General features: G+C 64.0%; 17 protein-coding genes. 7 read left to right on the forward strand and 10 right to left on the reverse strand.

All coding sequences use genetic code 11. The features are described 5' to 3' along the window. Window positions 1-52: 52 nt before the first annotated feature. The 5 genes from L1O02_RS16670 to L1O02_RS16690 form a co-directional block, all read right to left on the reverse strand. Window positions 53-622 (reverse strand): VOC family protein, encoded by a 570-nt coding sequence (locus L1O02_RS16670; RefSeq protein WP_235758314.1) that lies wholly within the window; start codon window positions 620-622, stop codon window positions 53-55. Between the two features lie 232 nt (window positions 623-854). Next, window positions 855-1226 (reverse strand): DUF4156 domain-containing protein, encoded by a 372-nt coding sequence (locus L1O02_RS16675; RefSeq protein WP_108543474.1) that lies wholly within the window; start codon window positions 1224-1226, stop codon window positions 855-857. A gap of 209 nt (window positions 1227-1435) precedes the next feature. Further along, window positions 1436-2434 (reverse strand): LacI family DNA-binding transcriptional regulator, encoded by a 999-nt coding sequence (locus L1O02_RS16680; protein WP_060839115.1) that lies wholly within the window; start codon window positions 2432-2434, stop codon window positions 1436-1438. Between the two features lie 101 nt (window positions 2435-2535). Then, on the reverse strand, window positions 2536-4011 hold the full coding sequence (locus L1O02_RS16685) for a glycoside hydrolase family 32 protein (RefSeq protein ID WP_235758316.1): 1476 nt from the start codon (window positions 4009-4011) through the stop codon (window positions 2536-2538). Between the two features lie 13 nt (window positions 4012-4024). Continuing rightward, a complete protein-coding gene (locus L1O02_RS16690; protein ID WP_060843471.1) occupies window positions 4025-5314 on the reverse strand; it encodes an MFS transporter in 1290 nt (429 codons plus the stop codon). Between the two features lie 377 nt (window positions 5315-5691). On the opposite strand from L1O02_RS16690, the gene mexE reads away from it, so the two are divergent. The 7 genes from mexE to L1O02_RS16725 all read left to right on the forward strand — a co-directional run bounded on the left by mexE (window position 5692) and on the right by L1O02_RS16725 (window position 17270). Further along, on the forward strand, window positions 5692-6939 hold the full coding sequence (gene mexE / locus L1O02_RS16695) for a multidrug efflux RND transporter periplasmic adaptor subunit MexE (protein WP_108543472.1): 1248 nt from the start codon (window positions 5692-5694) through the stop codon (window positions 6937-6939). Window positions 6940-6954: 15 nt separating this feature from the next. After that, window positions 6955-10134, forward strand: a complete 3180-nt coding sequence (locus L1O02_RS16700; protein ID WP_060839111.1) for an efflux RND transporter permease subunit — start codon at window positions 6955-6957, stop codon at window positions 10132-10134. Next, complete coding sequence (locus L1O02_RS16705) at window positions 10131-11552, forward strand: TolC family protein (protein WP_129406000.1); 1422 nt, start codon at window positions 10131-10133, stop codon at window positions 11550-11552. The genes L1O02_RS16700 and L1O02_RS16705 overlap by 4 nt, the downstream gene beginning before the upstream one ends. Before the next feature lie 265 nt (window positions 11553-11817). After that, window positions 11818-12717 carry a bestrophin family protein gene (locus L1O02_RS16710; protein ID WP_060839109.1) on the forward strand — a complete coding sequence of 300 codons (900 nt, stop codon included), beginning with the start codon at window positions 11818-11820 and terminating at the stop codon, window positions 12715-12717. A 74-nt stretch (window positions 12718-12791) separates the two neighbouring features. Continuing rightward, window positions 12792-13847 carry a tetratricopeptide repeat protein gene (locus tag L1O02_RS16715; protein WP_235758318.1) on the forward strand — a complete coding sequence of 352 codons (1056 nt, stop codon included), beginning with the start codon at window positions 12792-12794 and terminating at the stop codon, window positions 13845-13847. 253 nt (window positions 13848-14100) lie between these two features. After that, on the forward strand, window positions 14101-15603 hold the full coding sequence (locus L1O02_RS16720) for an ATPase domain-containing protein (protein ID WP_235758320.1): 1503 nt from the start codon (window positions 14101-14103) through the stop codon (window positions 15601-15603). Further along, on the forward strand, window positions 15600-17270 hold the full coding sequence (locus L1O02_RS16725) for an ATP-binding protein (RefSeq protein WP_235758322.1): 1671 nt from the start codon (window positions 15600-15602) through the stop codon (window positions 17268-17270). Before L1O02_RS16720 ends, L1O02_RS16725 begins: the two co-directional genes overlap by 4 nt. Window positions 17271-17278: 8 nt before the next feature. On the opposite strand, the gene L1O02_RS16730 is transcribed toward L1O02_RS16725, so the two are convergent. The 5 genes from L1O02_RS16730 to L1O02_RS16750 form a co-directional block, all read right to left on the reverse strand. Next, window positions 17279-17656, reverse strand: coding sequence for a response regulator (locus tag L1O02_RS16730; protein ID WP_060839105.1), 378 nt, complete (start codon window positions 17654-17656; stop codon window positions 17279-17281). A gap of 244 nt (window positions 17657-17900) precedes the next feature. After that, on the reverse strand, window positions 17901-19082 hold the full coding sequence (locus L1O02_RS16735; RefSeq protein WP_060839104.1) for a hybrid sensor histidine kinase/response regulator: 1182 nt from the start codon (window positions 19080-19082) through the stop codon (window positions 17901-17903). Further along, window positions 19076-19681 (reverse strand): chemotaxis protein CheB, encoded by a 606-nt coding sequence (locus L1O02_RS16740; RefSeq protein ID WP_060839103.1) that lies wholly within the window; start codon window positions 19679-19681, stop codon window positions 19076-19078. The genes L1O02_RS16735 and L1O02_RS16740 overlap by 7 nt, the downstream gene beginning before the upstream one ends. Next, window positions 19678-20493 (reverse strand): protein-glutamate O-methyltransferase CheR, encoded by an 816-nt coding sequence (locus L1O02_RS16745; protein ID WP_235758324.1) that lies wholly within the window; start codon window positions 20491-20493, stop codon window positions 19678-19680. Before L1O02_RS16745 ends, L1O02_RS16740 begins: the two co-directional genes overlap by 4 nt. Beyond that, window positions 20493-23987, reverse strand: a complete 3495-nt coding sequence (locus L1O02_RS16750) for a response regulator (protein ID WP_060839102.1) — start codon at window positions 23985-23987, stop codon at window positions 20493-20495. The genes L1O02_RS16745 and L1O02_RS16750 overlap by 1 nt, the downstream gene beginning before the upstream one ends. Window positions 23988-24176 lie beyond the last annotated feature (189 nt).

Genomic DNA, 24176 nt, shown 5'->3' on the forward strand with positions numbered 1-24176 from the left:
ATCCCGGTGCTGGCCGCTGGCTCCATGATCGATTTCCACTTCGATCAGGTGCTCATCGCCCTGGACCATCGCAAATCCCTGCAGCTGGTTTGCGCAGTGGGCAGCGGCTGAAAAAGCGTCGCGGGCGGGCGTGGTGATGCGCACCGCGCGTCATCTCGCGAAAACCATTGGGATGCTCAAACGGCTGGGCGCGCTCAATCGGCGCCTCATCGGGTCTGTTGGCAAACGCCAGAAAAAACCACATCGGCTCGCTGACCGGCGCTTGCCCCACGTCGACTTTCAGGGCCGCGGGCAAATACTGGGGGCGATATTCCCAGACCGGAAACAGCGGCGCCTCGCCCTCGCTGGAGGGCCTGAAGCAAACGCCAAAGGGCGCGGCGTGTGCATCGTCACCCTTGAGGCGGTCATAGAGTCGTGTCGGCGCGGTCAACTGACTTTGCGCCTCGGCCTCATCGGTGAGATACAAAAGCTCGATGAACGCATTGCGCAAGAAGAACCGTCTGTTGGCAGTGCCTTGGCCCGGGTGGGTGTTCGGCGTCCCTTCAACCAATCCGAGGGCTTTCAATGCCTCAGCGCCTTGCCGGTGATCATTCACGCCAATAAAGATGTGGTCTGTTTGCATCGTCAATTCCCTTTGATCCCGATCGCCAGTAGCGGCCCTTTTGCCTGGGGCAAAAAAGCCGGCAAGCAGTCTGACATGGCCCCTTGCGGCCATCCACCAGCCATGCTCGAACGCACGTTGGCCAGCGATCCGTGGCACGCAGATGCCCCCAACCGAGGCCGACTTCGATAGCGCCGACAGGTCAGCTCTTGGCGGGGGAAAGATCTTCCGCGATCAGAGGGAGCGAGTCGGTTCAGGGCTCAGGGCAGTGATAGACATTGCCCGAAAGCGTCACGTTGGTTTGCTCCAAGCGATTGTCCGAACCGGTCTGTCCGGCGCGCTGAGTGAGCAGATAAACCCGGTTGCCCCCCATCGCCGCGGCCTTGTTTTTCAGGTCGTTGCGGGCGCCGGTTTCGAGGTTGGCGTTGCCCGTGATACTGCCCAATAGAAAGTCGCCCTGACTGCCGGTGACATCGCCAAGAAACTTGCATTCACGTCCCGGTTCATTGTGGGTGATGCGCACATTGTTGGCCCCGGGTCCGGCGATTGAAGTGGGCGCGCAACCTGCCAGGACAAACAACGCGGCACACAGACCGATCCCCGTGAGCCTATGAGAGAGATACATCCGGATGATTCCTTTCGTGCATTTGGAGCGATACCCCGAGCGGAAAATCCTCCAGGGCGGTAGAGCGCGCAGTATCGAACTTTGCCAAAGCCGGAGTTGTATTAATCAGTGAATTTACAGTCAAAAAATGTAAAGGCTGGCCGACGATTGACCAGCCCCAGGATCATGGGCGCCCGTCGGCTGGCGCATTGTCCCGCCAGCCATGGCGTTCAGCAGGACTCGCGTTCCACCAGCGGGCATGCCACCCGGTGAATCATCGGCTGTTCCCTGCGTTCAATGAGGTATTGAGCAGCCCGCCGCCCCATCTCGTAATACGGCAATTGCACGGTACTGAGCGGCGGATAGAACAGCTCGGCAACACCGATCATGTTGTCGTACCCCAGGACCGCCACCTGATCCGGAATGCGCAGGCCGCGACTGAGCAAGTACTGGTAGGCGACCAAAGCGATCCGATCGTTACCGCACACCAGGAGATCGAACGCCGGCCGGCCTTGCAGCTCGCGCAACCGGCTCTCCAGCACGGCAATGGTTTCCTGATAGGCGTCGTCCTGGGACAGGTGGTATTGAGGCACATCGGCCACCGCTATCCCGGCTTCGGCGAAGGCGCGAGCCAATCCCAGCTGTCGCTGCTCCCAGGCCAGGCTGCTCTGCGGCAGGTTGATGCACAGCGGACTGCGGTAGCCCCGCTTGAGGGCGTAGCGCACCGCCTGATACTGACCGTCTGCGTCATCCGGCACGTAGCAGGCCACGCCGGGCTCCAGGCTCACGCAATTGCTCAGTACCAGCGGCAGGCTGCGCAGTACCGGGGGGATCTCGACGGTGCGCAGCTGCATGGCGCTGAAGATGATCCCGTCAGGCTGATGGGACAGCATCAGATCGATGGTCTGCTGGTTCGGCGGCACTTCAAAGACGTTGACGATGAACAGGTTCCAGCCGCTTTCGCGGGCGGTGCGCTCCATGGACAGGAGCATTTCCACAGCGAAGGGCGTGGTGGCGGTATCCAGGGCGAAGACGCCGATCGTCTTGCCACCCGAGGAGCCGCCGCGGATCTTTCGCGCAGAAAGGCTGGGGACATACCCCAGGGTCTCCACCGCTTGCAGAACTTTCGCCAGGGTTTCCTGATTGACCTTTTCCGGGGTATTGAGCGCCCTGGACACCGTCATGAAGGAAACCCCTGCCAGGCGCGCGACATCTTTAACTGAAGCCATTCGCAGGTGCCAATGCTGATAGGGCCGGGCATCATGTCATGCCTGGCAAAAGCATGACAACACGCCGCCGCAAGTCGTGCCAGGCGCGTCCCACCCGCGCCTCAGAGGCGCAGATCGGCCAGGTGCCAGAGCGAAACGTCGCCGAAAGCACCGCGCCCATTGATGGCAAACGCCGTGACCGCCTGACTGTCGGGACCAGGATAGATACGGCTGCTCAAGCTGTAGGCGCCATCGTCGACAAACACCTCGATAGAGGAACGATCCAGAAAAATCCGCAGGGCGATCCGGGTTTGCCCCCAGGCAATCGGCACGCTGCGTACCCCGCTCACACCGGCGCCCGAATGCTGCCGGTCAAGCACCAGACGGCGCGCCATGGCATCGAAATACACCAGGGTCCGCTCCTGCCGGTCCTCGCTGCAACGCAGGGCCAGACCGAAGCGCTCGGCGGTACTGCCAGCCAGGTCCAGGGTCAGTTCGAACTCCAGCAGCGTGCCTCGCTCATCGAGCAGGCAATCGGCGGATTCCACCGCGCCAATCGGCAAGGTCCGCAGCGACCGGCGCAAGGCCGTCAACTCGCGGGCCGGCCGCATGCGCAGCCGCTCGCCGTCGCGGCTCAACTCCCGAGGCAGCGACAGCGCTCCACACCAGTGATGCGCCTGACTCGGCATCGGGCTGTCCCACATGTCCATCCAGGCCCACAGCAGGCGGCGCCCGTCCGGCGCCAGCAGGGTCTGCGCAGCATAAAAGTCATGACCGTGATCCAGCTCGCGCAGCGTGCCGCACTCGCTGAAAAAACCCCGGTCGTCCAGCAGGCCCATTCGGTAGCTGTTCTGGAACTTGTTCCAGTTGTCATAGCCGCTGGGTTTCAGGCCCTGGGGCGAATAGAGAAACACGTCGCAGCCATCGAGTTCGAACAGGTCCGGACACTCCCACATGTAGCCGTCCGGCTGACGCTGCCCTTGCAGGGCGCAGCTCAGGTACTCCCAGTGCTGCAGATCGTGCGAACGATAGAGCAGCAGCTGCGGGTCGTCGCCGCAACGCGCGCCAAGGGCCATCCACCACTGCCCTGCCCGTCGCCACACCTTGGGATCGCGAAAATGCATGATGCCCGGCTCCGGCGCCGTCTCGATCACCACCCCGTGCTTGTGAAACGACACGCCATCGGTGCTGCTGGCCAGGCACTGGACCTGACGGATGTTCTGGTCGTCGCCCGGCGCGCCCAGCCACAAATGCCCGGTGTAGATCAGGTACAGCCTGTCGTCCGCGACCACTGCAGACCCCGAGAAGCAGCCGTCGCGGTCATAGGCAGCGCCAGGCGCCAGCGCGATGGGCAGATGCTCCCAATGCACCAGGTCACGGCTCCTGGCATGTCCCCAGTGCATCGGCCCCCATTGCGCCGAATAGGGATGATGCTGGTAGAACACGTGATATTCACCGCGAAAAAACACCAGGCCGTTGGGGTCGTTCATCCATCCCGCCGGCGGCGCAAGATGATAGGCGGGGCGAAAGTCGTTGCCCCGCTCAGCCAAGGTTTTTTCGATAGCGCGGTGCGCTTGGTCCAACAGTGCCGCGTGCATGGCTGGTTCCTGTCTAGGGTTCATAACGAAGGGCGGATTGAGAGATGGCGGGCAGCTCCGGCGAATCGCCAGGCCCGTCTTGGGAGGTGCCGCGCGCGGGGTCCTTGCGCAACAAGGTCCATGACAGCAGCAGGCAAGCGCCGACCAGGGCTGCCATGAGCACGTAGACGTTGGCGAAGCCGAAGCGGTCGTAGCCGTAGCCCACCAGCGGCGACAGCAGCATGGCGGTCAATTGCTGGGCGAACTGAAAGCCCACCAGGTAGATCGAGGCAGACAGCCGGGAGTCGAAATTGAGGGAAATGTATTTGAATATCGAGACCAGCAAGAGGGGCACTTCCAGGGCATGCAACATCTTGCAGGTGGCGATGGTCCAGGCCTGCGTTGCCAGCCCGGAACCGAGGATGCGCACGAACATGATGCCGCCCGCCAGGATCAGCCCGTATTTGGCGCCTGTGCGGCTGACCACCCAGGGGGCAAACAGCATCAGGACCGCCTCGACCAGCACCTGGGACGAGTTCAGGTAGCCATAGGCGCGGGTGCCCTCCTCCGGGGTCGGGAAAAACGAGGAGAAATACACCGGGAACTGTTGCTCGTAGATCATGTAGATCCCGCACACCCCCGTCAGGTAAAGGCTGAAGGCCCAGAATCGCGGGAGGACCAGCAACTTCCCGAGATCGTTCAACTGCACCGGCCGGGCCGCCATGCCCGCCTGCGCCGCCGGTTGGTTCAAGCGGCTCAGGTCCAGGCGCGACAGGATCAGCAGGAACACGATGCCGGCGGCGCTGCTCATGTAGAACGTGATGTCCGGATTGATGTTGAACACCACGCCGACCGCGCCCGTTGCACTGGCCCAGCCCAGCGATCCCCACATCCGGGTGGTTCCAAACTCGAAACCGGCATGCCGCGACAGGCGCTCGGTGTACGACTCGATCACCCCCACGCCGGCCAGCATCGCCAGTGCCAGGAACGCGGCACCGACCAGCGCCCCGAGCACCACGTTCTGCGCCAACAGGCCGGCATAGACATGAATCGCAAAGGGCGCGGCGGCACACAGCAGGATGCCAATCCACACCAGGAGCTTTTTGGACAGCCCGAGGCGGTCCTGAAGCGCGCCATAAAATGGCTGGACCAGCAACGCCGCAATGGCGTTGGCGGCAAAGATGAAGCCGGTTTCCGTGCCATTCAGGCCGATGACTCGATGCAGCCAGATAGAGAACAGCGAATAGCTGGACGACCACGAAAAGAAGAAGAAAAACAACAGACCACTGATAAGCCAGTACTCGCGTTTGGCGGCAAGCTGCATGTGACGATCCTTTTGTTCTTATTTAGGTTAACGTTAACATAGCAACACATTACGCGTCTTCAAAGGCTTTGCTGTCAAGTGGGAGCCGCTGCAAAAAGTCTCCGAAGCGCCCTGCCTGGCCCGCTCAAGGTTCCTCCCCGAGCGCAGCTCAACCACCTCGCTGCCGATGGCGACCTGCGCCGACCAATGTTGCGTGGCGAGCAACAATGAATTGCGCGCGAGGGGATTGATAGCAGCCTAACGACAGGCGCAGGCTAGAGGGCTCGCTCGGGGCTTATATCATTCCGAATGATAGTTACCTTCGCTTCATTCGATTCGTGAGATACAGACCTGCCGAGCATCATCCGCCCATCTCAAATTACCTTGGCGGATGAACCATGGACCAGTCAGTCAAATTCTTGCGTTACCCCTTAGCCGCCCTCGCCGTTCTGGTCATGAGTGCCTGCGGCAAGGCCCCGGAAACCGCCTCCGCTCCGCCCGCCGCCAAAGTCAGCGTGGCCAAGGTACTGGAGCAGCCGGTCAACGAGTGGGACGAGTTCACCGGGCGCCTGGAAGCCCCGGAAACCGTGGAAGTCCGTCCACGGGTATCGGGCCAGATCGATCAGGTGGCCTTCACCGAAGGCGCCCTGGTGAAGAAAGGCGACCTGCTGTTCCAGATCGACCCGCGTCCGTTCCAGGCTGAAGTCCGCCGTCTCGAAGCCCAACTGCAGCAAGCCCGGGCCACCGCCACCCGCAGCGCCAACGAAGCCCAGCGTGGCCAGCGCCTGCTGACCAGCAACGCGATTTCCGCCGAGCTGGCCGACACCCGCAGCAGCGCCGCCCAGGAAGCCCGGGCCGGGGTCGATGCGATCCAGGCCCAGCTCGACCTGGCCAAGCTCAACCTGAGCTTCACCCGGGTGGTGGCGCCCATCAGCGGTCGCGTCAGCCGTGCGCAGATCACTGCCGGCAACCTGGTGACCGCCGATGTCACCCCGCTCACCAGCCTGGTGTCCACCGACAAGGTCTACGCCTACTTCGACGCCGACGAACGTGTATACCTCAAGTACACCCAACTCGCCCGCCAGGGCCAGCGCGGCCAGACCACCCCGGTGTACCTGGGCCTGTCCAATGAAGAAGGCCACCCGCACCTGGGCCAGATGAACTTCGTCGACAACCAGGTCAACCCCAAGACCGGCACCATCCGCGGCCGCGCGGTGTTCGACAACCGTGACGGCAGCTACACCCCGGGCCTGTATGCGCGCCTGAAACTGGTGGGCAGCGGCACCTACTCGGCGATGCTGATCAACGACGAGGCCGTGGGCACCGACCTGGGCAAGAAATTCGTGCTGGTGATGGACGCCGACAACAAGCCGGCCTACCGCGCCGTGGAACTGGGGCCGAAGATCGAAGGCCTGCGCATCGTGCGCAGCGGCCTGAGCAAGGACGACACCATCATCGTCAAGGGTCTGCAGCGGGCACGTCCCGGCGCCCCGGTGACGCCTGAGGTGATCCCCATGGCCAGCCAGGAAACCCTCGCCGCCCTGGCCCAACAACGCCAAGCACTGGAAGCCAGCAACCTGCCGCAGGTCACCCCTGCCAAGGTGGCTCCGGCTGTGAAACTCGCCGCTGCGACTCCGCGCGGTTAAGGGACGACTCTCAAGATGAATTTTTCCCAGTTCTTCATTTCAAGGCCGATCTTCGCCGCGGTGCTGTCGCTGCTGATCCTGATCGCCGGCGCCATCTCGCTGTTCCAGCTGCCCATCAGCGAATACCCGGAAGTGGTGCCGCCCACCGTGGTGGTACGCGCCAACTTCCCCGGGGCCAACCCGAAGGTCATCGGTGAAACCGTGGCAGCGCCGCTGGAACAGGCGATCACCGGGGTCGAGAACATGCTCTACATGTCCTCGCAATCCACCGCCGACGGCAAGATCACCCTGACCATCACCTTCGCCCTGGGCACCGACCTGGACAACGCCCAGGTGCAGGTGCAGAACCGCGTGACCCGCACCCAGCCCAAGCTGCCGGAAGAAGTGACGCGCATCGGCATCACCGTGGACAAGGCCTCTCCGGACCTGACCATGGTGGTCCACCTGACCTCGCCGGACAAACGCTACGACATGCTCTACCTGTCCAACTACGCCCTGCTCAACATCAAGGATGAGCTGGCGCGCCTGGGCGGCGTGGGGGATGTGCAGCTGTTCGGCATGGGCGACTACTCGCTGCGGGTCTGGCTCGATCCGAACAAGACCGCCTCGCGCAACCTGACCGCCACCGACGTGGTCACCGCCATCCGCGAACAGAACCGCCAGGTCGCCGCCGGTGCCCTGGGCGCGCCGCCTGCGCCCAGCGCCACCAGCTTCCAGCTGTCGGTCAACACCCAGGGCCGCCTGGTCACCGAGGAAGAGTTCGAGAACATCATCATTCGCTCAGGCGAAGACGGTGAGATCACTCGCCTGAAAGACATCGCCCGCATCGAGCTGGGATCGAGCCAGTACGCCCTGCGTTCGCTGCTCAACAACCAGCCGGCAGTGGCGATCCCGATCTTCCAGCGCCCGGGCTCCAACGCCATCGAGATCTCCAACGAAGTGCGGGCCAAGATGGCCGAACTCAAGCAGAGCTTCCCGCAGGGCATGGACTTCAGCATCGTCTACGACCCGACCATCTTCGTCCGCGGCTCCATCGAAGCGGTGGTGCACACCCTGTTCGAAGCGCTGATCCTGGTGGTGCTGGTGGTGATCCTGTTCCTGCAGACCTGGCGCGCCTCGATCATCCCGCTGGTGGCCGTACCGGTGTCGCTGATCGGTACCTTCGCGGTCATGCACCTGTTCGGTTTCTCCCTCAATGCCCTGTCGCTGTTCGGCCTGGTGCTGGCCATCGGCATCGTGGTGGACGACGCCATCGTGGTGGTGGAGAACGTCGAACGGAACATCGGCCTGGGCCTCAACCCGGTAGAGGCCACCAAACGCGCCATGCGTGAAGTGACCGGCCCGATCATCGCCACCGCCCTGGTGCTGTGCGCGGTGTTCGTACCGGCGGCCTTCATCAGCGGCCTGACCGGACAGTTCTACAAGCAGTTCGCCCTGACCATCGCCATCTCCACGGTGATCTCGGCCTTCAACTCCCTGACCCTGTCGCCGGCCCTGGCCGCGGTACTGCTCAAGGAACACCATGCGCCCAAGGACCGCTTCTCGAAGATCCTCGACACGCTGCTGGGGGGCTGGCTGTTCAAGCCGTTCAACCGCTTCTTCGACCGGGCCAGCCATGGCTACGTCGGCACCGTGCGCCGGGTCATCCGCGGCAGCGGCATCGCCCTGTTCCTCTATGCCGGGCTGATGGTGCTGACCTGGTTCGGCTTCGCCCACACCCCGACCGGTTTCGTGCCGGCCCAGGACAAGCAATACCTGGTGGCCTTCGCCCAACTGCCGGACGCTGCCAGCCTGGACCGCACCGAAGACGTGATCAAGCGCATGTCCGACATCGCCCTCAAGCAACCCGGCGTGGAAAGCGCGGTGGCCTTCCCAGGCCTGTCGATCAACGGCTTCACCAACAGCCCGAACAACGGCATCGTCTTCGTCACCTTGAAGCCCTTCGATGAGCGCAAGGACCCGAGCATGTCCGCCGGCGCCATCGCCGGTGCCCTCAACGGCAAGTACGCGGACATCCAGGACGCCTACATGGCGATCTTCCCACCGCCGCCGGTACAGGGCCTGGGGACCATTGGCGGCTTCCGCCTGCAGGTGGAGGACCGCAGCGGCCTGGGTTACGACGAGCTGTATAAAGAAGTGCAGAACGTCATCACCAAGAGCCGCAGCGTGCCGGAACTGGCCGGGCTGTTCACCAGCTACCAGGTCAACGTGCCCCAGGTCGATGCCGCCATCGACCGGGAAAAGGCCAAGACCCACGGCGTGGCGATCTCCGACATCTTCGACACCCTGCAGGTCTACCTGGGTTCGCTGTATGCCAACGACTTCAACCGCTTTGGCCGCACCTACCAGGTCAACGTCCAGGCCGAGCAGCAGTTCCGTCTCGAACCCGAGCAGATCGGCCAGCTGAAAGTGCGCAACAACAAGGGCGAGATGATCCCCCTGGCGACCTTCATCAAGGTCAGCGACACCGCCGGTCCCGACCGCGTGATGCACTACAACGGTTTCGTTACCGCGGAAATCAACGGCGCGGCGGCCCCGGGCTACAGCTCCGGGCAGGCAGAAGCGGCGATCGAGAAACTGCTCAAGGAAGAACTGCCCAACGGCATGACCTACGAATGGACCGAGTTGACCTACCAGCAGATCCTGGCCGGTAACACCGCCCTGTTCGTCTTCCCGCTCTGCGTGCTGCTGGCCTTCCTGGTACTGGCCGCGCAATACGAGAGCTGGAGCCTGCCCCTGGCGGTGATCCTGATCGTGCCGATGACCCTGCTGTCGGCGATTACCGGGGTGATCGTTTCCGGTGGCGATAACAACATCTTCACCCAGATCGGCCTGATCGTACTGGTGGGCCTGGCCTGCAAGAACGCGATCCTGATCGTCGAGTTCGCCAAGGACAAGCAAGAGGAAGGCCTCGATCCGCTGGCTGCGGTGCTGGAAGCCTGCCGCCTGCGTCTGCGGCCGATCCTGATGACCTCCTTCGCCTTCATCATGGGTGTGGTGCCCCTGGTGATCTCCAGCGGTGCCGGCGCGGAAATGCGTCATGCCATGGGCGTCGCGGTGTTCTCCGGGATGCTCGGGGTGACCTTCTTCGGCCTGCTGCTGACCCCGGTGTTCTATGTCCTGATCCGCAATTACGTGGAGCGCAGCGAGGCCCGCAAAGCCGCCCGCGCCCTGCAACTGGAGGCGCAACAATGAGTGCCAAAGTCTTCCTGCCCAGCCTGCTGGTACTGGCCCTCGGCGCCTGCGCCGTCGGCCCGGACTACCAGGCCCCGACCACCGAGGCGGCGCACATCAGCGCCGCCACCGACGGCGCCGCAGGCCAGAAGAACTTCGACCGCGCGCGTTTCGAAGGCATCTGGTGGCAGCAATTCGATGACCCGACCCTCAACCAGCTGGTGAGCCAGTCCTTGCAGGGCAACCGCGAACTGCGGGTGGCCTTCGCCCGCCTGCGGGCCGCCCGGGCAATTCGCGATGACGCCAGCAATGACGCCATGCCCACCATCACCAGCCGCGCCAGCAGCGACCTGGCCAAGGGCCAGATCCCCGGCCAGACCACCAAGCGGGTCAACAGCGAGCGCTACGACCTGGGCCTGGACATGGCCTGGGAACTGGACCTGTTCGGGCGCATCCAGCGCAACCTGGAAGCCACCGACGCCGACCAGCAGGCCGCCGAGGCCGACCTCTACCAACTGCAGGTGACCATGATCGCCGAGCTGGTGGACGCCTACGGCCAGCTGCGCGGCGCGCAACTGCGGGAAAAGATCGCCCTGGCCAACCTGGACAACCAGCAGGCCTCGCGCAAGATCACCGAAAGCCTGCGCGACGCAGGCGTCGGCGACCAGCTCGACGTGGTGCGTGCCGACGCCCGCCTGGCTTCGGTGGAAGCCAGCGTGCCGCAGCTGCAGGCCGAGCAGACCCGCCAGCGCAACCGCATCGCCACCCTGCTGGGGGAACGGCCGGACAAGCTCAGCGTCGACCTGTCCCCGGCGCAACTGCCAGCGATTGCCAAGGCCCTGCCGATCGGCGACCCGGGCGAGCTGCTGCAGCGCCGTCCGGACATTCTCAGCGCCGAGCGCAAACTGGCCGCCGCCACCGCGCGCATCGGCGTGGCCAAGGCCGACCTGTTCCCGCGGGTCAGCCTCAGCGGCTTCCTCGGCTTCACCGCCGGGCGCGGCTCGCAGATCGGCTCCTCGGCGGCCAATGCCTGGGCCCTGGGCCCGAGCATCACCTGGGCGGCCTTTGACCTGGGCAGCGTGCGGGCCCGCCTACGGGGTGCCGACGCCAACGCCGACGGCGCCCTGGCCAACTATGAGCAGCAGGTGCTGCTGGCCCTGGAAGAGTCGGAAAACGCCTTCAGCGACTACGGCAAGCGCCAGCAACGGCTGATCTCGCTGATTCGCCAGAGCGAGTCCAGCCGCGCCGCGGCGGACCTGGCCGAGATCCGCTACCGCGAAGGCACCGTGGACTTCCTGGTGCTGCTGGACGCCCAGCGTGAACGCCTGGCGGCCGAAGACGCCCAGGCCCAGGCCGAAGTCGACCTGTACCGCGGCATCGTCGCCATCTACAAGGCCCTGGGCGGTGGCTGGCAGCCAGCGACGGTGGCCAGCCGCTAAGGCATAGCAACGAGCTCCTTTGGTTGGCCGCAACCAACCAATGTTTGGCCCCGCGACGCATTCGGTCGCGGGGCTTTTTTTTGCCACGACATCGCCAAGCAAGCTCCTGCGAACCTTCGCGCAGCCTCGCCGCAGGCTCGACAGCGGCTACAGGGTCGTTGGCCGATAGAGGCAGTCGATCATTCGGTCGATCGTTGCGATTGGACAGCCCTGCGGCGCGCTCCTACTCTTCACTCGCCGCGTAATCGCCCTGGCCTCAGCCCTCATGATCGTCCGCCCCAAGCCGAACCTGATCAGCATCCTCTTCGCCCTCAAGGGCTCGATCGCCAAGCGCATTGCCTTGCGCTGCGTGCTGATCACCCTGCTGGCCTCGGTCATCGTGCTGGTGGAAACCCTGCAACCCACTTACTTTTCCAAGGTCAACGCCACGCCCTTCACCCTGCTGGGGCTGTCGCTGTCGATCTTCATGAGCTTTCGCAACAACGCCTGCTACGACCGCTGGTGGGAAGGCCGCAAGCAGTTGGGCCAACTGATCATCGAGGTGCGCTCGCTGATCCGTGAAAGCCTGGTCATCGACGGCCACCCCGAACGCGAGGGCCTGCTGCGCGACCTGTGCGGCTTCGCCCACAGCCTGATTGCCCGCCTGCGCCATGAAGACGAAGCCCGCGCCCTGCAACCCTGGGCCCAGGCCGGCCTCGACCCGCAGCACCCGAACCTCACCGATGCGCAGTTGCAACGCATCGGCCAGCGCTGCTCGCAGTGGGCGCAGCAGGGACTGATCAGCGAATGGCGCTACACCCAGATGGAAACCCGGCTGGTCAGCCTGAGCCTGGTCCAGGCCGCCTGCGAGCGGATCCAGAACACCCCACTGCCCTTCCCCTACACCTTGCTGCTGCACCGCACCATCTACCTGTTCTGCATCCTCCTGCCGTTCGCCATGGCCGAGCCCCTGGGCTGGCTGACGCCGATCTTCACCGCCATCGTCAGCTACACCTTCCTGGGCCTCGACGAGATCGGCAACGACCTGGAAGACCCCTTCGGCTACGACGACAACGATCTGCCCTGCAACGCTCTATTGCGCGGCCTGGAGCGCGAAGTCCTGGCAGCCCTGGGGCAGCGCGAACTGCCGCCGCCGCTGGAACCGGTGGAATACGTGCTCAGCTGATTGCGGGTTTGACTCGGGCCGACTCCTGACCGAAGCTTGCGCCTTGCAAAAGTCGCCAGCTTCCGGATTCCCCCATGTCACTGCCCCGTCGCTACCTGCTGATCAGCCTGTCGCTCGTCATTGCCCTGGCCCTGGCCTGGAACTTCCTGCGCAGCAGTCCGCCGGTGATCCCCGAGGCCATCAAGCACGGCTATGGCCCGGCCCTGGAAAAAGCCCGCAACGGCCAGCCCGGCGCGGCCCGGGTGCTGTACCAGCAATTGGCGCGCCCCGACCTCAGCGACTCGCAGCGCATCCGTCTGCTGGCGGTGCTGCCCAACTACCCCAGCCCGCAAGCCCTGAAACTGGCGGACGCCGATCTGCACCACCCCTCGCCGCCCGTGCGCAAGGCCGCGATCAACAGCGTGCTGGGCCTGGTGCCCAGTGGCCAGCGCAGCCTGTTGCTGGGGCCGCTGCTGGATGATCACGAGCAAAGCGTGCGCTTTACCGCGGTGGACGCTCTGCTGGGCCTGTCCCCGGATGATCAGGGCCTGTACTTCGGCCCGCTGCAGCAGGTGATCGACGAATACACCCAGGTGCTCAAGACCCAGGGGGACAATGTCGAAGCCCAGTACCAGCTGGCGCGCCTGTACCTGCACAACGCCGATCTGGTCAAGGCCCAGCAGACCCTGGAACAGGCCCTGCGCCTGGCGCCGGACAACCTGCAGGCGGTGGTGCTGCAGATCGAGGTGCTGGACAAGCAGGGCCAGAGCGACGCCGCCCGCCAGTTGCTGGCCAAGCAATTGCAGGCCCAGCAGGACTCGGCCTACCTGCAACACGCCCTGGGCCTCTGGCTGCTGCACCATGGCCAGGGCGAATTCGCCCTGCTGGGCCTGTCTCGGGCCGTGGAACTGGAGCCCAACAACGCCGCCTATCGCTACGACCTGGCCACCACCCTGCACGGCCAGCAGGAGCAGGAGGCGGCGCAGAAGCAGCTGGAAGAAATCGTCCAGCGCCAGCCTTACAACCGCAAGGCGCGGGTGCTGCTGATCAATTACTGGAAAGAAAGCGGCCAGTTGCAGAACGTCCAGGTGCTGCTGGCCCAGCTGGAGCAGCAGAACCCCGACGACCCGGCCCTGCAACAGGGCCTGTAGCCGCTGCCGAGCCTGCGAGGCTGCGAAAAGCCCCGCAGGGCCTTCTGGCGATCCCCAACCGAACCTTTGCCGCCCTTGAGCCCCCTGCGTCTGCTGCGTCGGAATGCCGCCCAAGCCGTTCGCAGCCTGCGGCAGCGGCTACACAACAAAAGGTTGAACCGTGCCGACGGCAGGCGGTCAAGTGATTTATCGGCGATATCAAGGCGTTCGACGCCATCGCCGATCACCTTGACCCATTGTGCGAGGGCATTGTTTGTCGACCTCATGTGCGTTGCTCAGCGAAAAAGCCGCCACCGGCATCGAAGGCCTGGATGACATCCTCAACGGCGGATTGTCACGCGGCCATTTGTTTCTCCTGGAAGGCCAACCCGGCACCGGCAAGACCACCGTGGCCTTGCATTTCCTGCGCGCCGGCGCCGCAGCCGGTGAGCGCTGCCTCTACATCACCCTCTCGGAAACCGAACGTGAATTGCGCCAGGGCGCAGCCTCCCATGGCTGGCAGCTCGACGAGCACATTCACATCTTCGAGCTGATCCCGCCGGAAAGCCTGCTCAATGCCGAGCACCAGCAAAGCCTGCTGTACGCCTCGGACCTGGAGCTGGGGGAAGCCACCCGGCAGATCTTCGAAGTGGTGGAACGGGTCAAGCCGACCCGGGTGGTGCTCGACAGCCTCTCGGAAATCCGCCTGCTGGCCCAGAGCTCGCTGCGCTACCGGCGGCAGATCCTGGCGATCAAGCACTACTTCGTCCGCTATGACGCCACCGTGCTGCTCCTGGACGACCTGACCACCGAAGCCCTGGACAAGACCGTGCACAGCGTGGCCCACGGGGTGGTCCGCCTGGAGGAACTGACCCCCAGCTACGGCGCTGAACGTCGGCGCATCCGGGTGGTGAAGTACCGCGGCCAGAAGTACCGCGGCGGCTTCCACGACTTCACCATCATGGGCGACGGCGTGCATGTGTTCCCGCGCCTGGTGGCCGCCGAGCACCGCGCCCGCTACCCGCGCCAGACCCTGTCCAGCGGCATCGACGAGATGGACGCGCTGCTGGGGGGCGGCATCGAAACCGGCTCCAGCACCCTGATCCTCGGTCCGGCCGGCACCGGCAAATCGCTGATCTCGCTGATCTTCGCCGCCGCCGCGGTGGCCCGGGGGGAAAAGGCCGCACTGTTCATCTTCGACGAAGAGCTGGGGCTGCTGTTTGAGCGCATGCGCAACATGGGCATCGACCTGCAGGCCCTGCAGGCCGGGGGCGATCTGGTGATCGAACAGGTGGACGCCGCCGAACTGTCGCCGGGCGAGCTGTCCCACCGGGTCCGGCGCTGCGTCGATCAGCAACGGATCAAGACCGTGGTGATCGACAGCATCAACGGCTATCAGGCGGCGATGCCCGAGGAAAACGCCCTGGTGCTGCACATGCACGAGTTGCTGCTGTACCTCAACCGCCAGGGAGCGGCGACCTTCATGACCGTGGCCCAGCATGGCCTGGTGGGCGACATGCAGACCCCGGTGGACATCACCTACCTGGCCGATACCGTGGTCCTGCTGCGCTACTTCGAGGCCTTGGGCAAGGTGCGCCGGGCCATTTCCATCATCAAGAAACGCACCGGCCGCCACGAGTCGACCATCCGCGAATACCGCATCGGCGAGCGCGGCCTGACCATCGGCGCCCCTCTGGAAGCCTTCCAGGGCGTGTTGCGCGGCGTGCCCAGCTACCAGGGCGAGAGCGCACCGCTGCTGCAGGATGAGGACACATGAGCCGGCCTCCGGCATTTTCCGAGCGCGCCCTGGTGCTGACGCCCTACGGCCGCGACGGCCAGCTGGCGCAGATGATGCTCAACGAAGCCGGATTCAGCAGCCTGATCACCCCGCACCTGGCGGCCCTGTGCGACGAGCTGGATCAGGGCGCCGGGCTGGCGATCATCGCCGCCGAAGCCTTGCGCGGGGCCGATCTGCAGCCCTTGCTGCGTTATCTGGAGCAGCAACCGGCCTGGTCCGACCTGCCCATCGTGCTGCTGACCCAGCACGGTGGCCCGGAGCAGAACCCGGCCTCGCGCCTGGGCGCGCCCCTGGGCAATGTCAGCTTTCTCGAAAGGCCCTTTCATCCGGCGACCCTGATCAGCCTGGTCAGCGCCGCCCTGCGCGGACGCCGCCGGCAATACGAAGCCCGGGACCGGCTGATCGACCTGAGCCAGAGCGAACTGCGCCTGCAGCGCACCCTGGAAACCCTGGAGCAGCAGGTGCAAGAACGCACCGCGCAACTGCGGCACAACGAAGAGGCCCTGCGTCAGTCGCAGAAAATGGAAGCCGTGGGCCAGCTCACCGGCGGCATCGCCCATGACTTCAACAACATGCTCACCGGCATCATCGGCAGCCTGGAGCTGCTGCGCCGGCGCCTGGCCCGGGGCCGCACCGAGGACCTGGACAGCCTGATCGACCTCGGGGTGACTTCGGCCAACCGCGCTGCCGGCCTGACCCATCGCCTGCTGGCCTTTTCCCGGCGCCAGTCGCTGGATTCCAAGCCGGTGGAAATGAACGCCCTGGTGACCTCCATGGGCGAACTGCTGCAACGCAGCCTGAGCGAAAGCATCCAGCTGGACATGCGCCTGGACCCGCAGCTGTGGGTGGCCGAAGCCGACCCCAATCAACTGGAAAGCGCCCTGCTCAACCTGGTGCTCAATGCCCGGGACGCCATGCCCAACGGCGGCCGGCTGCTGGTGGAAACCCTCAACCAGCGCCTGGAAGCGGACTTTACCCAGGCCCACGACAACCTGGCGCCCGGGGAATATGTGCTGCTGCGGGTCAGTGACAATGGCTGCGGCATGCCCGAGGCGATCATCAACCGGGTGTTCGACCCTTTCTTCACCACCAAGCCCATCGGCCAGGGCACCGGGCTCGGGCTGTCGATGATCTATGGCTTCAGCAAGCAGTCAGGCGGCCACGTCACCCTCAACAGCACCCTGGGCCGCGGCACCGAGGTCAGCCTGTACCTGCCGCGCTTTCGGGGCGGCCTGGCGCAGGACGAACCGCCACCGGCGCAACAATCGGCGAGCGCGCAACAGGGCGAGACGGTGCTCATCGTCGAGGATGATCCGGCGGTGCGCGTGCTGGTCAGCGCGGTGCTTGGCGAACTGGGCTACGCCTATCTCGAAGCCGGCGATGCCCGCAGCGCCATGCCGATTCTCGATTCGGCGCAACGTATCGACCTGCTGATCAGCGACGTGGGCCTGCCGGGCATGAACGGCCGGCAACTGGCGGAGATCGGGCGGCAGATCCGCCCGCAATTGAAGGTGCTGTTCATCACCGGCTACGCCGAGCACGCCGCCGCCCGTGGCGGCTTCCTCGATCCCGGCATGCAACTGATCACCAAGCCATTCACCTTCGACCTGCTGACCGCCAAGGTGCGGGAAATGATCGGCGACTGAGGCCCGGTTCAGGCCAGCAGTTGCTGGATCTGTTCCTGCAGGCTGTTGAGGTCGAACGGCTTGGCCAGAATCGGCGCCTTGCGGGTGATGGGGCTGGCGCATTCAAGGATTTCGTTGGGGTAGCCGCTGATGAAAATCACCTTGAGGTCCGGGCGCAGCTTCACCGCCGGCTCGGCGATCATCACCCCGGTAATCCCGCCCGGCAGACGATAATCGGTGATCATCACGTCCAGGTGCGGCTTGCTGGCGAGGATCTCGAACGCCTGCTCGCCATTCTCGGCCTGCAGAACCCGGTAGCCCAGGCCCGACAGGTAGTCGGCCAGAAGCATCAGGATCACCGGTTCATCTTCGACGATCAGTACGACGTCTTGTGCATCTTCACTCATGGAAAACCTTTGCTGGGTCAATTGCTGCAAGGGGCTGTTGATGTTTGGTGACCGACTGCGTTGCCGGGCCGCGTTTCTCGGAGCGTATCTGGAACAACCAAACCGCGCTCCTCGCGCCCTGCCCTGTGCTCAGTGGGTCACCGTCGTGGCAGGTCACCAAACGTCAGCAGCCCCTTCGACCATTGGGTCACACAGAGGTTGCGTAAGCATTACGCTTTTAGTCACTCGCCGCTCGTCCGACCGTCTACAAGGGCAGGCTGACGCGAAACCGCGCGCCCTGGCCCAAGCGACTCTCGACCGTGATGGTGCCGCCGTGGGCGGTGACGATCTGTTCGGAAATAAACAGCCCAAGCCCGAGGCCCGCCGCCACATGGCTGGCGCTGACCCGCTCGAACTGCTGAAAAATGCGTTTCTGGTTGTCCTCGCTGATGCCGATGCCATGGTCCCGCACCTCGACCCGGGCCTCGCCGTCCTCGGCATAGACCCTGACTTCGATGGGGCTCTTGGCCCCGTAACGCAGGGCGTTGGTCAGCAGGTTGGAGATCACCTGCTCGATACGGAACTCGTCCCATTGGCCTTCCAGGGGCTGCTCGGCCTGCAGCGTCAGGGACGACTGCGCCGCTTCCACCTGAGGCGCGAAATTCTCCACCAGCCCGCGCACCAGTTGCGCCAGGTCGAACCGGGATGGCCGGATCGACAGCTTGCCGGTACGAATCCGCGAAATGTCCAGCATGTCCTCGATCAGGCGGATCAGGCTTTTGATCTGCCGCTCGTCGCGATCGACCATGGCGTGCATCTTGTCCAGGCTGAAGGCCGCGGCGTTCTCCCGGGCCAGGTGCATCTTGCGCAGCTGGGTTTCCAGGATCAGGCCATTGAGGGGCGTACGCACCTCGTGGGCGACGATGGACATGAAGTCATCGCGCATGCGCACCGCCTGCTCCAGCTCGTTCTGGGTGGCCTGGAGCTTGTTGAGCAGCGCCTCCTGTTCGCGCCGGCTCTGCTCCAGGGCCTCGACCTGCTGCTTCATGGCCTTGCTCTGGCGGTACAGGTCGACGAAGACATTGACCTTGCTCTTGACCGCATGGATGTCCAGGGGCTTGTGCAGGAAGTCCACCGCCCCGCTCTCGTACCCCTTGAACGCATAGTTGAGTTCACGCCCGGCGGCGCTGACGAAAACGATGGGAATGTTCTTGGTCTTCTCGGTGCCGCGCATCAGTTCGGCCAGCTCGAAGCCATTCATGCCGGGCATCTGCACATCGAGAATGGCCATGGCGAATTCGTGCTGGAGCAGCAATGACAAGGCTTCGTCGGCCGACAGCGCCTTGTACACCGTGCGGTCCTCGCGCTTGATCAGCGCTTCCAGGGCCAGCAGGTTCTCCGGCAGATCGTCGACGATCAGCAGCTTGGCTTGAATATTACTTAACATGCGATTCGTTCCAGCTCGGCGAGCAGATGGCTGATGCCGCGCAAAGGGAGGATGTGGTCCGGTTGCTGCAGGGCCAGGGCTGCTTCCGGCATGGTGGGGACACGGGCTTCGCCGGGGTCCTGGACGATGGTCAGCCCGCCCTGGCGCTTGACCTCGACCAGGCCCTGGGCGCCGTCCTGGTTGGCCCCGGTCAGCAGCACCGCCACGAGGTGCTCGCCGTAGGCGTCGGCGGCGGACTCGAACAGATAATCGATGGCCGGCCGCGAGTGATGCAGGCGCTCCTCCTGGCTCAGGGACAGGGTGCGGTCCTGCTCCACCGACAGGTGATAACCGGGGGCGGCGAAGTACAGGGTGCCCGCAACGATCGCTTCCTTGTCGTCGGCCTCCTTCACCCTCAGCGCCAGGCGCCGGTCGAAGACGTCGGCCAATTGGCTGCGACGCTCGTCGGGCAGGTGCAGGACCACGATCACCGGCAGGCTGAAGCTGGCGCTGAACTCATTGAACAGGCTCAACAAGGCCTCGACGCCCCCCGCGGAGGCGCCTACCACGACAGCCTCGATCCGAGGCCGGCGATGCGGCGCGACACTTTCCTGGCTCATGTCTTGCGGTAGATCCGTTCTTGTTTGACCAAGGGTTCGAAATGCTTGCCATAGGCGGAAAATTCCAGGGTTTCCTTGCTGCCCAGCACCAGGAAACCACGGTGGCAGAGCGACTCATGGAACAGCCCAAAGGTCCGATCCTGCAACTTTTTATTGAAGTAAATCAATACGTTACGGCACGAAATTAATTGAGTTTCGGAGAAGACGCTGTCCGTCGCCAGGCTGTGATCGGCAAAGGTCACGTTCTCGCGCAGGGTCTTGTCGAAGATCGCGTAGTCGTAGGCGGCGGTGTAGTAGTCGGCAAAGGAGCGCTGGCCACCGGCCTGCTGGTAGTTGTGGGTGTAGGCCCGCACGTTCTCCAGGGAGAAGATGCCCTGCTTGGCCTTCTCCAGGGAGCTGGGGTTGATGTCGGTGGCGTAGATGATGGTGCGTTCCAACAGCCCCTCTTCGCGCAGCAGGATGGCCATGGAGTAGACCTCCTCGCCGGTGCTGCAGCCGGCAATCCAGATCTTGATCGACGGGTAGGTCTTGAGCAGCGGCACCACCTCCTGGCGGATCGCCAGGAAGTGCGACGGATCGCGAAACATCTCGCTCACCGGAATGGTCAGGAACTGCAGCAGTTGCATGAACGCGGTCGGGTCGTGCAGCACCCGTTCCTGCAACGCGGAAATGGTCTTGCACTCGAACTGACGCAGGGCATGGTTGACCCGGCGCTTGATCGAAGCGCCGGAATAGTCGCGGAAGTCGTAGCTGTATTTCAGGTAGATAGCTTCGATCAGCAAACGCAGTTCGATCTCGGTATTACGCTCCACTAAATTCTTTCCATCTTCGGTAGCCACACGCGGATAAGGGAAAACAGCCGGTCAAGGTCGATGGGCTTGGCCAGGTAATCGTTGGAACCGGCCTGCAGGCAGCGCTCCTGGTCGTCCTTCATGGCCTTGGCGGTCACGGCGATGATCGGCAGCTTGCGCCAGCGCGGGTCCTTGCGGATCTGCACCGTGGCTTCAAAACCGTCCATCTCCGGCATCATCACGTCCATCAGCACCAGGTCGATATCCTCCACCTCGTTGAGGCGGGCAATGGCTTCATGGCCGTTGCGCCCGATCACCACCACCGCGCCCTTGTGTTCCAGGGCGCTGGTCAGGGCGAAGATGTTGCGCACGTCATCGTCCACCAGAAGAATCTTGCGCCCCTCGAACACCTTGTCGCGGCTGCGGGCGGTCTTGAGCATCTTTTGCCGCTCATGGGACAACTGGGATTCGACTTTGTGCAGAAAAAGCGTCACTTCATCCAGCAGGCGCTCCGGCGAGCGGGCGCCCTTGATGATGATCGAGCGCGAATACTTGCGCAGCTCGGCCTCTTCGTCCCGGGTCAGGTTGCGCCCGGTATAGACGATCACCGGCGGGAAGGAGCAGATGTCCTCGGTGGACATGCGCTTGAGCAGGTCGTTGCCGAGCATGTCCGGCAACTTGAGGTCGATGACCATGCAGTCGTAGACGTTCTCGCGCAGCAGGTCCAGGGCATCCTGGGCCAGGCCCACGGCGGTGATCTCGATGTCGTCGTCACCGATCAGGCGGGCAATGCTGTCGCGCTGCAGATCGTCGTCCTCCACCAGCAGCACGCGCTTGACCTTCTGGGTCAGCTTGGCTTCGAGGCGGGCGAACACGTCCTTGAGCTCCTCGCGGGTGGTGGGTTTCACCGCGTAGCCCACGGCGCCCATGTGCATGGCCGCTTCCACCCGGTCCTCCACCGAAATCACGTGCACCGGGATGTGCCGGGTCTGGGGGTGCTCCTTGAGCCGCTGCAGCACCGTGAGCCCGGAATGGTCGGGCAGGCGCATGTCCAGCAGGATCGCATCGGGGACGAACTGCTCCGCCAGGCTGAAGCCTTCGTCGGCGCCGTGGGCCACCAGGCAGTGATACCCCAGCTCGTGAGCCAGATCGAAGAGGATGTGCGCGAATTCGAGCTCGTCCTCCACCACCAGGATGCAGCGGCCGCTGAACGGTGCCTTGTCCCGATCATCGGCGAACCGCGGGATCTCGGCCGCCGGTGCCTCTACCGGCGTCGGCGCCATGCTCGCCGGCTGCACCGGTGCTGCCGGCAACAGCGCCGGCGGGGCCACGATCAACGGCTGCGCCGCCTCGTTGTAGTGCTCCGGCAGCACCAGGGTGAAGATGCTGCCACGCCCCGGCTCGCTGCTGACGCTGATGGAGCCGCCCAGCAAGGTGGCCAGATCCCGGGAGATCGACAGCCCCAGGCCGGTGCCGCCATAGCGCCGGCTGGTGGTGCCGTCGGCCTGGCGAAAGGCTTCGAAGATGCTCTCCTGCTGATCCCGGGCAATGCCGATGCCGGAATCCTGCACGGCAAAGGCGATGCCCGTGCCGGGCTGTGCGTAAACGCTCAGGCTGACCTGGCCCTGCTCGGTGAACTTGATCGCATTGGACAGCAGGTTCTTGAGAATCTGCTCGACCCGCTGGCGGTCGGTGAACAGCATCTGCGGCACCCCGGGCTGCAGTTGCACCCGGAATTCCAGGCCCTTGTCCACGGTCAACGGCTGGAACAGGTTACGCAAACCGTCCACCAGGCGCGGCACGCTGGCGTTTTCCGGACGCACTTCCAGCTTGCCGGCCTCGACCTTGGAAATGTCGAGGATGTCGTTGATCAGGTTCAGCAGGTCATTGCCGGCGGAGTAGATCGATTCGGCGAACTTGACCTGCTCGGCACTGAGGTTCTCCTGGGGGTTTTCCGCCAGCAGCTTGGCCAGGATCAACGAGCTGTTGAGGGGCGTGCGCAACTCGTGGGACATGTTGGCGAGGAATTCGGACTTGTAGCGGCTGGAACGCTGCAACTCCTCGGCGCGCTCTTCGAGCTGGGTCTGCGCCTCGTTCAACTCGTTGTTCTTGCGGTCCATGGCGTCGCGCTGCTCAGCGAGGATCTGCGCCTGTTCGGCCAGGCGTTCGTTGGTCTGCTCCAGCTCCACCTGCTGGGTTTCCAGGTGCACCTGGGATTCCTTGAGAATCCGCGACTGCTCCTCCAGCTCTTCGTTGGCGGTCTTCAACTCTTCCTGCTGCACCTGCAGCTCTTCGTTGAGCTGCTGGGTTTCGGCCAGCACTTCCTGCAGGCGCTGGCGATAGCGCGCGGCCTCGATGGAGGTGCCGATATTGCCGGCAATCAGCTCCAGCAACTCGACATCGCGTTCGCTCAAGGCCCGCAGGAAGCCCAGCTCGATCACGCCGTTGACCCGATCGTCATCCCGGGTCGGCACCACCAGCACGCTGTGCGGCGCGCCTTCGCCCAGGCCGGAACTGACCTTGAAATAATCCGCCGGCACGTTGTCCAGGCGGATCAGGCGCTTGTGCTGCGCGGCCTGCCCCACCAGGCCTTCATCGCCATACAGCGACTGCTCCTGCTGCTCCTGCTCCCGGGAGAAGCCGTAGGACGCCACGCGCTTGAGGCCGCCGTGGTCTTCGCGCACATACAGCGCCGCTACCGGCGTCCCCAGGTACTGGGCACAGAAGTGCAGGATGTTGCGCCCCAACAGGTTCAGGCTCAGTTGCCCGAGCATCTGTTCGGCCAGCTCGGTCTGGCCGTTGCGCAGCCAGGCTTGCTGCTCCAGGCGACGCGCGCTCTGGTCCTGGGCCTCGAGGTTGTCGCTGTAGCTTTTCGAAAGCGCCAGCAGGTCGCGGCGGCCGATGTAGGCCAGCAGGCCACTGATGCCCACCACGAACAGCAGGTACAGGATCACGCTGAAAATGGTCGTGCGACTGACGTCTTCATTGCGCTCCAGGCGCAGTTGCTGCTCCATGGTCACCGCGTCGTCGTATTCCTTGCGGATCTCGTCGGTCAGGCGCTTGCCGCGGCCAGCCTGTACCGCGCCACGGTAGTCGCCGTTCTGCCGACGCAGCTCGATCATGCCCTGGGCGAAGTTGTTCCACTCGGTCTGCAGGGCTTCCAGGCGCTTGAGCCGATCCACCTGCTGCGGGTTGTCCTTCACCAGTTCCTGGAGGCTGCGCAGCTCGCTGACGATGCGCGGCTTGGCCACTTCGTAGGGATCGAGAAAGTGCTCGTCGCCGGTGATCAGAAAACCGCGCATGCCGGTTTCCAGGTCAATGGTCAGGCGCGCCGCCTCGTTGATGTTATTGATCACCCGGTCAGTGTGCTGCACCCACTGGATCACCGAGAGCAGGTAGGTGATCAGGGACACGAAAAAAACCGCGCTGAGCACGCCCACACCCAGGGGCAGGCTGATGTTGCGGGTCAGCAGCTTGCGAAAACTCTGTTCATCAATCGAGGTCGGACGAATCATTTGATGGACCTGGACGCCGGTAAAAAAAACGAAGTTTGCCCCACATTCGGCCATTGCAGCTATTTTTTATAACCTGTGGGTTCACAACTGCAATTGAAGCTGCGCTGGGACAAAGGAAGCGGTTATTCTTGCCGACGCTTGTACAAGAGCATTTTTTTGTACAGCTTCGGGAACTTGTGGCCAGCTGCC

Source organism: Pseudomonas sp. BC42 (assembly GCF_021560055.1).
Taxonomy (GTDB): domain Bacteria; phylum Pseudomonadota; class Gammaproteobacteria; order Pseudomonadales; family Pseudomonadaceae; genus Aquipseudomonas.